Below are 13,315 nucleotides of genomic sequence, written 5' to 3' on the forward strand. Positions count from 1 at the left end.
TTGTTATTGCTAGCTTATAGATACACCTTAAGGAAAATTGTCTTTTTAGTTCGCTGCAACTTTAACCGCATTGTTCTGCAACATCATTCTGGTTGCCAAAATGTGCTCACAAGGTCCTTTCTTAAGTTTATTGCTCAGATAAAAAGCGCATTCGCAGGTACCTTCAATTAAGCGCTGATCTTTATCAATCAAAGCCAGCGTACTAAAAGTTTCGTTTTTAGTTTTCACTTTACCCTTTATTTCAAGTACATCATTTTCTATTTTGGTGGCTATTTTCACATGATCTTTCGTTATAAATTCGTTCGCAATTTTTTCTTGCTCGCTACCAAAACGTAAAGCAGTAAAATCAAGCGGTTCCTGGCTTAGCTCTCTTACACGATAAACACCCTGTTTCAAATCGTAAATTACACGCCCCGCCTGCGTGTAAGCTGTTAACGCCGACGAAACCACAGCAGCGCTTAGTCCGGTTTTTGTTGTTATTTCTGCTGTCGATGCAAACCAGGTTTCTTTTAAAGTAGTAAAAACCTGTTGTTTGGTTAATATATCTACATTTCCACGAGGTGCCATTAAGTCGAAATTACCGGCCCTGCTCCAATCGTTATTTGTCCAGCCTGATAATCCAAGCGTAAAAGTCATATCGCCTAAATCGGCCATAAAAAAAGAAGGCAAACCAGAACCCAATAAAACAACTTTAAAACTTTTTGCAATCGGAATTAAACGTTCCAGAATCATCAACCTTCTTCTGCCCCAAATTCTAATTGTCTTTTCCTCCGAACCGGTGTAAATAGAGCGATGGAAAGTTAAGGTTTCATACCAAGGCTCAATAACCAGGCGTACTGGTTGGCCTGGCGCTAAAATAAACCGTAAAGCACGTGGCCCAGCAGTTTCTTTAAAACGGCGTAAGTATTGGCAAAGACTAAAAACATCCATCGGATGCAATTCGAATGCAGTTGCGGGCAAAGTCATTGCTGCACTCACCTGCAAAAAGCCCCTCACCCACGAATCTGGTAAATCTATTTTAACCTCTTTATAAACCTCTTCGTTAGTGGTTTTCGCCTCAAATCCCGAAGGATCAATTTTAAATGATGTATCCTTATAACCCCTTATTTTTTGAAATTCGCCATATAATTCTGCCGAGTAATCAATATTGGTCGTACCACATTTAAATTCATTAATTTCTGTAAACACATTATAGTTACAGCTTAGCTTGCCATATGAAGACTCATCTTGACTAAAACATTCGAAAAACAACTCATCAGGATGGACAGTGATCACAGGATCAAGAACAACCCATGCATCGCGATCATTTTTATACAAGTAATCGAAGTACCTACTCTTTGCTTTGTTAAATGGCCCTAGTACCCGATCTTTTTCCCGATAAATCTGCTTTAAATCATTTCTAATTTCTTCAATGCGATTTCTCACCTGTTCAATCTGGAAACCAGCCATGTATTCGCCTAACCAAAGTTTTTCCTGTTCTTCTGCCCAGGCTTTATATTCAGCTTTATCTTTTGGTTTGTAACGAAGGTCGGAAACAACTACATCATGCAATGCAGATATTGCCTCGCGAAACGCAATCTTTTTATTTAATTTTCCAACAAAAAAAGTTGGATCACGCAGTGCATCAGGCGCAAAACGCATTGCTGTTTCATTCGTATCATTACTGATGGAAGTATTTCCGTTATATTTATAATTGAATAACATGCGCTTCGTTTTTGATGATGAGATGCATATCCAAATCAGGATATTGCGTTTTAATTTTTGTTAAAATATCGATGCAAACAGCCTTATCCTGAATGGTTGATTGGGCTGAAACATCATCCAAAATACTTATTGCCCAAATTGCAGTTTCCACATCCTTTATCGATTCCTGATGTAGAAAGTTAAAAATACGATCCTTAGCAACCCTACCTTTGTTAACACGGGTAAGTGCCGAACGGAAATAAAACGTTAACTCCCGCAGCAAATCAGGTTTATCTTTAGCGTACATGGATAGGTAGCTACTTACAAAAGCCTGAACATTTACACTTGGATGCTCGCTTAATTTCGTTAAATAATCTAAGGCATGTTCTACATTGAAAAACCGGGTAATCATTTCCTTGCCAAAGCTTTCAACATCTGGCCTGATCGAATCTACAATTCCAATTAAAGTATCCGGGTCCCAATCTGCTTCAATAAACTCAGTTTTAAAAAAATGAAATGCAAAAGCCCTGGTATCGTCCCATTTCGAATCTAACAGGTAAAGTGACTGATTCCTTTCCGCTCTGATTCGTGATACATGTTGCTTGAAATAATTCCAGCTCCATTGGCGGATGGCAAGGATTTCATGACTACCAAAAGAAATAATCTGCCGCAAAGAAAAACGATCCGGGTTACCATAAGCTTTCAGGATTTCATACCCTGCCAACTGACTAATCCGGTACTGGGCATGAATCAGTTTTGTAATATCTTTCGGTTGTAAGCCACTGCTCCAATATTGCTTTAAATTTTGCAGTAAAAATTCGCTTAACCTCGTATGTGCACCTTCAAACTTCTCTTTACGCATCAAAGCATAAGCAAAATGTGGCACAATAGCATTCCCAATTTCGGATTGATGAGCAAATAGCTTCCCGATAATTTTAAATACAGCATCCAAAACTTTCTCATCGCTACTATCAATGAGACTGAGTAACAATTGGATATTTTCAACAATAAAATGCTCAGGGTATTGATTTAACAGCTCGATACCACCATCGCGAACTTCAGGAAATTCACTAAGCAATAACATTTTTGTTAAAGAGATCGGAATTTCCGTTGGAGAAACCTTTTTAACCTTATGCAGTAATATTTTCGTCGCCAAAATTTTATTGGCATTTAATCCCGATGATATTAACTGCTCTACAATATTCCAGCTCAATCTTTCCATTTGCGTTTCAGCAAACAAAGCTAAACGATCAATAGCATTTTTAGCTTGAAGATTGTTGTCGTCTGTATTTTCAAAATGAAGCAGTTCGGTAATTACTTTACCTAAAACAGCCTGTTTCCTATCCTCAGAAAACAGGTATTTCTGCAATGTTTCATTGATCCAATTTTTGCTTTCCTCTTGGGCGTTGAATAGCACAATCAACAAAAATTCAATATCATTAAAATACAGTTCGATATTTCGGCTAACCAATTCTTGCGCCCAAAGCCTGGCGTTTCTACTATTGCAAGCCAATATTTCGGCAACAAAAACAGGGTTTTGAGCAAGCTTGCTTTCTCCGTTTTTCAGTATTTCAAATCCGAACTGATTTGGCAAATCGAATTTACTATTTAGTAATTGCAAAATCGAACGTTCATCAAAACGCTGAATAATCTCTTCGTATTGTGGATGAGCAGTTAACCTTTCGTAAGCAAAAAGATGTATTCTATCCATCTCAGCTTGCATCAACAATTGTATATAAGCTTGAGGCATAGCATCCCAAAGCTCGGGGTACAGCTCCAAACGGGGCACACTTTTCACCTCTGTTTTTGGAGTAGTATCTTGCTCAACCACTGGCAAAGGTGGTGGTATTACATTTTTCTTACCAAATAAGCTTTTAAAAATATTCTTAGCCGCATCAATTACTGAAACACCGTTGTCACTGTTAAAACCTGTATTTGATCTGGCAGCTACCGCTCGAACATTGGCCGCGTTGTAATAATAATCAGGGCTGGTTACCGTTCTACTGTTGATTATAAACCTTAAATTAGATTGCAATTGGCGCTTCGGATCATTCCCAAAAAGGATGGTAGAAAGCAGTAATGATTCCGAACATTCGGGATAATTGACAATTACATAAGCGTATTGTTTCGTTTTATAATTATACCGCCCATATTCGCTTAATGGCTTCTCTTCAGCAATAGAATAATCTTTTTCTTTATACTGCAGTAAAGTATTAACTGCAAGTTTTAAATATGCAGATGCATCATTAGTTGCCCCAGTATTTTTAAGAAATTCGACTGCATTTTTCTGAAAATAGGTTTTAGTGTATTGCGAAAATGCGAGCTTACTATCTTTATTTTTAAGCTCTGCACCTACCTTAACTGTGAGGTCTATAGCTGTTAAATATTGCCTGTAATTAGAATCAAGCGAATATGTTCGCCTAAACATAGCGGGTTGTTTCTCGAAGCCATAAAATAAAATAGCCAAAGTTGTTACATCGTTTCTTAATTGCGCCAGCTTATAAATTGCCCTTAGGTGTTTAAAAAACGGTGGTTTGTACGGGCAGGCTTTCAATATACTATTAAGTATGGGCAATAAAGTTGGCTGCACTTTGCATAATAAATAAAGAGTGGTAAAATAATCTACCTCTTTATCTTTTAAATTTTGATCTAAAGTAGCCTTAAGCAAATCTAAATCATCTGTTTCTACAGCATATCTTATTTCTGCAGGTAGCTTCTCTAATAGCAGATTAATAATCTTTTGCTGCTCAGCATCCCTAGTAATCGTCAGGAGCCCCTCAAAAGCCATGTTTACAATATGACTTTTTTGCTTAATATTATTAGCCAAAGCTATAAACAGTGGCCCGGCTGTAACCGCATTTAATTTTGTTAACGCATATAAGGCCGCGTAAGTTTGCATTTCGTTCCCTCTTGTTGCCAGCTTGATGATAAACGGAATAGCCTCTTGCACGTTTAACATGCCGGCTTTCCAAATTACCCGACTGGTTTTCCATTCGGTTCTGAAACTGTTTCTACCAACTACAGCATCTTGCAGGCGCTGCAAAATTGTACCATTTAAAGTATCAGGCTCAACCGCATCTAAGGATGGGAGTTCCATAAATACTTCCGTTTCGGTCTGATAACCTTTTTTGCGTTTTTCGTTTTCCAATTCTGCAAAAAGTACTTCAGCATTAGCTAAAGGTAATGCAGCAGGTGTTTTAGTTCCTTCTTTAAGTGTACTTCCTCTTCTACCGTATCTAAAATTCACTAAGCATTCGTTTGCAGAAAGCTCGCAAAGATCAATCTCATATACCTTATCAGATTTCCCTTCTTTAAAAAATAATTTACTTTGTTTAATGAGTTTCATATACAAAACGTTTAAAGAATATTCCACCAATCGTACTGTTTGGCATCATTTGATGGTTTTATGGGAGTTTCTAATTTAACTTCAGTCACTATTTCAGCTACAATAGTTTCAATTTCAACTTCAACAAGCTCTTTCTCGATAGCCGGATAACCATGTTTAGCAACAATATTTTCGAGCTGAACTTTAAAAGCAGCAGCCTTGCTCTTATTTACCATTTTCACGAAATTGATGTAACCCTCTACAGCATTAATCAGGTTTTTAGCATTACCCCATTTCTGTCCGTTCCAGCCATGTGATTCTATGTTGTGCAAAAGCGCTCTAAATTTGCGCAGTTGATCCCGCTGAACATTTAATTTTTCATTTACAACAATTCCGGTAACCTTTTGCAGATTGCCTTTTCGCATGATATGCGTTTTGGCAGGGTGCATGGTAAAACCTTCTGATTCTATGATCTTTTTGAGAAAAAACAATAAACTGGCAATATTTTTTTCGTTCTCTTTTGTTGTTGAAAAACTTAAATCATCAGCATATCGGGTATAAACAAAGTTGAATTTCGATGCTAATCCTGTAATTTTCTTATCAAGTTTAAATGCGATTAAATTGCTAATTGCCGGACTCGCAGGAGAACCTTGCGGTAGCACGCGATCTCCTTTTTGCACGTAATAAGATACGCCATCCATTTCTACATGTTCTGTTTCTGCATGGGTACAAATTAGGCCAAACACAGTAGCAAGTTGTTCTGAGTAGCCCAATTTATGGAATAACCCCTTTACGCGTTTGTAACTAATGCTTGGAAAGAAATCTTTTAAATCGACATTAATAACAATGTCTTTTTCGAGATGTGGCTGCGCATTGCTGATGATGGAGCGTTCTTTGATAAAGCCATGAACATGATCATTAATTTCAATACGGTTCAAAATGTGCTCCAATACCCAGAGTTGCAAAGCTTTTAATCTGGATTTTGGTGCTGATATCAGCCTTTTCCCACCTGTTTTTTTAGGAATTTCGAAAGTATGGTAATGATTGATCCGGGAAACTTTTCTTTGATAGAGCAAGTATCGTAAAGTGGATAAATCTGCACCAATGGCTGATGCAAAATCGACAATTTGATTAAAAACCGGCAGATTAAATTTCTGTAAAGTTTCTACATCAGATTCCGTTTGGTTTAAGCCACCTGAAACCCCATCGCCCAAATAAATAATCTGCTGTTGCTGAATATTCAGCCAGTTTGCAGCCTTATCATCTTTCTTTTGTTTGTTTTTTTGCTTGGTTAATGCTCGTTTATCCTTTGCCAATTTCATGCGTGCTTTACGCATTTCTTTTAGCATGGCCTCTTGATTCTGGTATTTACGATCCTGCGCCAAAAGATTGTTCAGCTCTTGGTTTGCAACAAGTTCCCGTTTAATTAAAACTTCTGGTAAACTTGGCGTATTAGAAGATTCCCAAAAACCAAGGCGCTGCATTTCTTCAAGGATATAACTTTCTTTAGAGGTAGCCCGAATACGGTCGTAGATTTGTTGTCGGCTCAGTTTTTCTGCCATTTGGAGCTTGATTTAGTTAAAAAGCCCTGTCTTTTTTATAAAACAGGGCCCGAATTTAAAATCCTTCGTATTTTCATAGGACTATATCAATCAACTCCAGAGAACATGTACTATACGTACGGTTAAACTCGTGGAGTATGGAACCGAAACCGTACGTATAGTACGTGTTCTCCCCATAAAGATTGCAGGTAGTGCCGAGTGTCAAATATTAGTTCATCGATGACGAAACATCACCATTTTCTTATTCAGAAAAAGCAAGGTATTTTTTAAATCCACGGGCAATATAGAAATAAATATTTCGATTTTGAAACTAATTTATAAGTTAATCTCAAATTTTATTTTTACGATAAGGAGGTGTTTTTAAGGGAAGAAATCAGATTTGATGCGAGAAATTTTACCATTCCATTCTGCCTAAACTTACGGTTCCACTCATATTAACATTGGTTAAAAGGGTGTATGAACAATCTAACTCTTTAAGTTTTCTTAAGCCGTATATATCGAGCTCAACCAGAGGGTTATCTCTTAGGGACAATTCTTCAAGATCTTTAAACTTACTAAAATCTAATTTTGTCAATTGATTTTCAGCTAACCTGATCAGTTTTACCGCAGGACACCCTGTTACTTTAAACTCGGTTAGCCTGTTTTTTTGAAACTCAATATGCACAAGTTTTGGAAGATTTGAAATGCTCACTTTACTAAGTGCATTTTGTAGCATGTTTATATCTTCGAGCTTTTGCAGTCCTGTAAAATCTATTACACTGATTTGATTCTGATGGATGTATAAATTTTTGAGGTTTATCAATCCCTTAAGGTTAACGCGCTGAATCTGGTTGTTGTAGCCAAAAATATTTTCCAGGTTTTTCATTCCTTCCAGATCCAGTATCTGTACCTGGTTATTCCAAAAGCTTAGCTCTTTTAGGTTTGTGAAACTTTTAATGCCTACCAATGAACTGATACCTGCCTGGTCTAAACTGAGCTTAGTTGCTTTTAGTGCTTCATTAAGCTGAATTTCGCCGTCTCCATTAAGATCTATACCCTGAACAATTAATTTCTTCTTAAAATTCGGATCCGGAATTTTTATCGTTTGGGCAAAAGCACCAAAAGGTATGATCACCCCTATAATGATGAGGTAACAATACACATATTTTTTCTTCATTATTTTTCTCAATTTAATTGCTCACTATTACATTTACCACTGCGCCAGCTTCTTTAACCTCAACAAAGCCACGTACTTCATTTTCAATAAAAACGTCGTAATGCTGATCTTCATAAATTGGCGACGAGCCTAAAGCATATCCATAAACATTATAAGAAGTGCTTGTGCCGGTTTGAACAGCAACTGTTTTTTGCCTGGCAAAGGCTATCCAGCTAATTGCATAATACTTTCCTGGTTTCAGGTTGGTAAACTGAAACGTTCCCTTATCATCCAAAAATCTGCCTTCTACCCGGTAAGTAAATGCAACAGGACTCATAGTGGCCTGTTTTCTACGGCTATTAAATTTTTTCTTCAGCTCCAAAAATTCAGTAAAATAAGGTGTTACCGGGAATAGCAAGATCTGGCTCCCTTTAACACCAAAATTATCTTTTCCTTTTTTCTTCAATGTGGCTGTTCCCTGTATGGTAGACGTTCCTTTTTCCATCAATCTGGCCGTTTCTGCTTCATTAAAAGGAGTAGCAGGAAGTACCCATTCCGGGGTTTTCTGTGCATAGCCCATCATGCTACAACATAAAAGCAACATTTCAACCAGCAATATTTTTGGTATTCTTTTGTTCATCATTTTTTCAAAATTTTATTTGCCTCATTATGTAAATTTCAGTAGCTGATAATAATATATTATCTCGATTCGATAAGCGAAAAACCCGGATAACTTGCTAAAAATTTATCCAGGTTTTACCGGGGGGCGATTAAGAGACGGTTATTAACTTTGTTTATGCTTTTTTATTCAATTAAGACTTTACTTACCGTTTATAGATAAACTCGTTTTGTTTTTGTTAAATCAACGGTTTTACAGGCATTTTTTTAATTTATAATCTTCCAATATAATACCCAAAGTTAAACTGGAACATTGTCTGTATTTATCCCTGATTTCGGGGATATTTGATTTTATTGCCATGTTTGTTTTGAAATGCACAGTAGAAAAGTTTATCAGGTATTATAGCTGAATTGTATAGTTTTAGCTATGTTTGATACTCATCATCTATGTGCTTTTAATGAAAAAAACCGCTCTATACTGTTTGTTTATGGTTTGCGTTCACCTATCATTTGCGCAATTGCCCATAACCGATGTACGCTACCCGGATAGTTTGTTAAAACTTTCGGCAAACACCAAATCTGATAGCGTAAAAGCGCGTTCACTATTCCTTTTATCAGATTATTGGTCAGACAGGGATACCTTAAAATCTAAAAACTTCCTTGCAAAAGGTTCAAAATATGGAGATAAATATCCTTATGTTAAAGCACTTTACCATTATTATTTAGCCGGATATTATTTTGCCATTAATCCGCAAAAAAGTGAACCATACTATATTGAGGCTGAGAAACAATTATCGAAATTCGATAATCAAGATGCATTTCTGTTCAGAAGCCGATGCTGGACACATCTTTCCATTTTAGAAATAGACATAAAAGACAATTCAATATCTTCTATTAATATTCTCATAAATGAAATTATTCCTTTGTTAAAAAGAGTAGACGACACCAGATATCTAGCTGTAAATTATCACAATATAGCGATGATATTTATGGAATGGGGGCAATATGAAAAAGCAGAAAAATATCACCGATTGGCAATTTCACTGCTAGAGAAAAACCGTCTTTTAAACATCGAAGATCAATATCAGGAATATATAAGCTACACCAAAAATTGTTTGTATCAAAATAAAATAACACTCGCAAAGAAGTTATTAAACAAAGCTACAGCGCTATTACCTAAAACGCGAAACCCTAGAAATTATATGGATTATTACGAAGTAGAGGGAATGTACTATACCATAACCAAAGTATATACAAAAGCATTACAATCGCTCACAAAGGGCAAATCGCTTGCTTCGAAAGAAAAAGAAAATTACCTGGAGCGGAATTTTTCTTTGCGGATATACGAGGTATTTATGGCTACGGGAGCGTATGAAAAAGCTTTAACAGTCATGCAAGGTCTTGTAAAAAATAAGCCTACCTATAAATTTTCAAAAGATTACTTGACTTATTACCTAGGGCTATCAGAAACATATAATCGAATAGGCAACAGTAAAATGGCCTATGCCTGGCTTAAAAAATATAGTAAATTAAAGGATAGTATAAATACCCGGGAGGTTGAACACAAAATAAGTGCACTTGAAGTGAAATTTAAAACAGCAGAAAAAGAGAAAAAAATAATTGCCCTTAATGCCGAAAATGAAAAAGCAAACCTATCAGCAAAAAACAGCAAGTTGTTAAGCTGGTTATTTGGTATAGCTTGTTTGTTTTTATTGATCGTTGCCATTTTGGGGTGGCTTTTTTATAGGAGCAGTAAAAAATTAACGATACAAAAAGATTTAAACCACCAGCAACAAATAGAAGATTTTAACCGCAGGCAAAAAATTAAAATTGTTCAGGCCATGTTAAATGCCAAAGAAGAGGAACAGAACAGGGTTGCCCGCGATTTGCACGATGGATTGGGCGGAACGCTTGCGGGAATCAAGATCAATCTTTCGCATTACGCCACAAAAAAGAAAAACAACGATGATCCTGAACTGTACCAGATCATGGATCAGATGGAAGGTTCGATAAATGAACTGCGCAGGATAGCGCACGACATGATGCCAGAAATGTTGCTCAAATTTGGGCTGGAGGAGTCATTAAGGGACTTGTGCGCATCGTTAGCTTCTGAAAAACTGAACATTGATTTTAAATACCTGGGCGCTAAACGTGCATTTTTGCCACAACAGCAAATTAGTATATACCGCATTATACAAGAAGCAATGCATAATGCTATTAAGCACGCAGAGGCAAAACACATTTTGTTGCAGTGCTCTCAAAACGATAATATATTTTATATTACCATAGAAGATGATGGCAAAGGTTTTGATCCCAACTATTTAACTAAAGGTATGGGCATTCAGAATATAAAAAACAGGGTAGCCTATTTAGATGGTGAAATGGAAATTTTATCAGCTGAAAATAAACCAGGTACTTCTATTAACATAGAATTGAATGTTACTACTTAACGGCTATTTGCTTAGATCTTTAACATAAACAATTTTCTAGTCGTTATCTATCTTATAAAAAGTTTTTTCATTATATCAATCCATACTTTATAGCTCGGTTTACCACTGCCGACATACTGGCCACTTCAAATTTTTCGATCAGATTTTTACGGTGGCTCTCTACCGTATGAGGACTGATAAACAAGTGTGTGGCTATTTGCCCTGTGGTTAGCCCTTTGCCTACCAGCTCCAGTACTTCTTTTTCTCTACGGGTAATGTGTGGTATTTCTACCAGATTGCCTTTTTGGGGGCTGTACATAATCTCTTTCGATTTGGCGCACAGGTATTTCTGGCCACTTAAAATGGTCTGAATGGCCAATATGATCTCTTGACCTACAGAATTTTTAAGAACATAACCATTTGCACCACTTTGTAAAACGCTTTTAATTACAGGCCGTTCGTTATGCATACTCAGCGCAATAATCCCAACTTGCTTATCGGTCTTTCGTACCTGTTTGCATATTTCTACGCCGCTTATATCTGGCAGGCTAATATCAAGCAATACCACATTTGGCTTTAAATTGTTTATCCCCTCCAAACCTGTCTGTCCGGTATCGTAACAGGCTATTACCTCCATATCATCGCGGTTAGTAAGCAGGTTTTTCAATCCGTCAGATACAATGGGATGGTCGTCTATAATAATTACTTTAATCATTTTAAATCAATTGGCTAATACCATTAAATAACCACGCTAGCAGAATATTCTTTATCATCTAATATCATCAACTAAAATATCAGAATACACCAATAGGCACGAATTAAAAGCATTGCATTTTTCAACCTTTACCCTCCTTCTGCAACCGGTTCAGGATTTAGAACAAACTGTTTGTTCTTTACATTAAAATTCACGTTAAGGTATCCCCCAACCCTGCCAATCTGATTGGAAATCAAAAAATCATTGCCCTTCCCCGTCGTAATGTTATCATAAATTATGGTCATGACATTGCCTGTGGGCGTTTCGATAGGTTCAAAATTAAGGATCTGAAAGGTTTTATTAGTTTCCTTATTGATGATCTTTAATTCGCGCATGTGTGCTTCGGTAGATTTGCTCTTTTTAGCATAAACACCGATAAAATAATAATGCTGCAAAGACGGAAACTGAAGGATCTGGATATTATCGAACGCTTCATCTGAGCGATCACTGAGTCTGTTTACAAGCCGCAGGTTTACCTTCAGTTTACTTTTACCACGGCTCCAGCTACCTGTGAGCTGCTGAGGTGAAAAATTAAGGTGAAAAGTGGCAGAAATCCTGTCATTAGTCCCAATTTCATAAATTTTAAGCTCTTGGGTACTTTGGGTAAAAACGCCCTCAAGCCTGATGGGATGATTAACTTTATCGTATTTATAGACCCCAATAACATTATAGTGTTTTTTTGCAGGTTCGCCAAAATAGCCCTCTTTTACCTGAAAAGATAAAGTAACCGGATACCTGTCGATTAACCCCGTGTAATTGTAAATATTGTACCAACCGGCAAAGGTTTTCACCGATGTTAAAATAAGGGTGGCCACCAATACAATAAGCTTAGTTTTCATGTTTAATTATTTGATTTTTTTCTTTTAACGCTGCCGCAATGCCTAACAAAAGTGCCCTATTTTTATTCGATGACATAAAAAGATCATTGAAGATTAAATCTGTTTTGGTTCGTGTATACTTAGGTATTTAGATCTAAAACCAGATGGAGGTTCACCAGTCTTGATAAAAAACAATCTGCTGAAATAGGCAGGATCGTCATAACCAAGGGTATAGGCAATCTCCTTTGCCGTTCTGTCTGTATGTATAAGCAATCTTTTTGCCTCCAGGATAATCCTGTTTTTGATGATCTCGTTCGGCTGAGGAAGCTTAAGCCGCTTGAACCTATGCGTAAGGGTTTTGGGGGCTATCACCAGCAGATCGGCGTAATCGGCAACATGATGTTTTTCTTTAAAGTTCGCTTCGACCAATTGGGTAAACTTCCTAAAAAACTCAAGATCATTGTTCGGTCTGGCGGCCATCACCCCTTCCAGGTGTTGCACCTTCCATAACCGGGTAGACTTAATTAAAAGCTGTTTAAGGTAAGTCCTGATCATTTCTTCCAGCGATCCGTCTTTCAATTCAAATTCATCCTCGATCCTGGAAAACAGGTATTCAATAAATGTGGTATCCTGCTGGGGTATCACCGTCATTGGCATATTATTGATGTTATTGAACAGGAGTCCATCGCAGGCAACTTCTTCATCATGCAACTGGATACAATAGAAATCGCGGTTATAGAACACCAGGCGACCTGATTGCTCGCCAAGTTTTTCGATGCTGAGTACCTGATTTGGGCTGATAAAGAATAAAGTTGGACTGGTAGTGTGGTAAACGTTGAAATCCACTTTTATTTCAAATCCTTTATTAAGATAAAGCACCTTGATATAAGATTTGTATGCTTCAGAATTGATGGCCTCAATACTTTCTAAATCAACATTTACCATGCCGATGGTTTTAAGGTTTACATCAAAAATGCTTTGTTTCATGAAA

The 13,315-nt window shown here is 36.9% G+C and carries 9 protein-coding genes; 1 reads left to right on the forward strand and 8 read right to left on the reverse strand.

Annotation, left to right across the window (positions count from 1 at the left end):
• Window positions 1-45: 45 nt before the first annotated feature.
• From LQ201_RS01445 to LQ201_RS01465, 5 genes are all read right to left on the reverse strand, one after another.
• A complete protein-coding gene (locus LQ201_RS01445; RefSeq protein WP_230144024.1) occupies window positions 46-1,704 on the reverse strand; it encodes a hypothetical protein in 1,659 nt (552 codons plus the stop codon).
• A complete protein-coding gene (locus tag LQ201_RS01450; RefSeq protein WP_230144023.1) occupies window positions 1,688-5,029 on the reverse strand; it encodes a hypothetical protein in 3,342 nt (1,113 codons plus the stop codon). The genes LQ201_RS01445 and LQ201_RS01450 overlap by 17 nt, the downstream gene beginning before the upstream one ends.
• A gap of 11 nt (window positions 5,030-5,040) precedes the next feature.
• A complete protein-coding gene (locus LQ201_RS01455; protein WP_230144022.1) occupies window positions 5,041-6,570 on the reverse strand; it encodes a reverse transcriptase family protein in 1,530 nt (509 codons plus the stop codon).
• 394 nt (window positions 6,571-6,964) lie between these two features.
• Window positions 6,965-7,726 (reverse strand): leucine-rich repeat domain-containing protein, encoded by a 762-nt coding sequence (locus LQ201_RS01460; protein WP_230144021.1) that lies wholly within the window; start codon window positions 7,724-7,726, stop codon window positions 6,965-6,967.
• Window positions 7,727-7,739: 13 nt separating this feature from the next.
• A complete protein-coding gene (locus LQ201_RS01465) occupies window positions 7,740-8,348 on the reverse strand; it encodes a hypothetical protein (RefSeq protein WP_230144020.1) in 609 nt (202 codons plus the stop codon).
• A 433-nt stretch (window positions 8,349-8,781) separates the two neighbouring features.
• On the opposite strand from LQ201_RS01465, the gene LQ201_RS01470 reads away from it, so the two are divergent.
• Window positions 8,782-10,773: a sensor histidine kinase gene (locus tag LQ201_RS01470; RefSeq protein ID WP_230144019.1), complete on the forward strand. Its 1,992-nt coding sequence runs from the start codon at window positions 8,782-8,784 to the stop codon at window positions 10,771-10,773.
• A gap of 70 nt (window positions 10,774-10,843) precedes the next feature.
• Here LQ201_RS01470 and LQ201_RS01475 read toward each other — a convergent pair whose 3' ends face one another.
• From LQ201_RS01475 to LQ201_RS01485, 3 genes are all read right to left on the reverse strand, one after another.
• Complete coding sequence (locus LQ201_RS01475) at window positions 10,844-11,467, reverse strand: response regulator transcription factor (RefSeq protein ID WP_230144018.1); 624 nt, start codon at window positions 11,465-11,467, stop codon at window positions 10,844-10,846.
• 128 nt (window positions 11,468-11,595) lie between these two features.
• Window positions 11,596-12,345 (reverse strand): hypothetical protein, encoded by a 750-nt coding sequence (locus LQ201_RS01480; protein WP_230144017.1) that lies wholly within the window; start codon window positions 12,343-12,345, stop codon window positions 11,596-11,598.
• Between the two features lie 93 nt (window positions 12,346-12,438).
• Window positions 12,439-13,311, reverse strand: a complete 873-nt coding sequence (locus LQ201_RS01485; protein ID WP_230144016.1) for a helix-turn-helix domain-containing protein — start codon at window positions 13,309-13,311, stop codon at window positions 12,439-12,441.
• Window positions 13,312-13,315 lie beyond the last annotated feature (4 nt).

It is taken from the genome of Pedobacter sp. Bi126 (assembly GCF_918698245.1).
Taxonomy (GTDB): Bacteria; Bacteroidota; Bacteroidia; order Sphingobacteriales; family Sphingobacteriaceae; genus Pedobacter.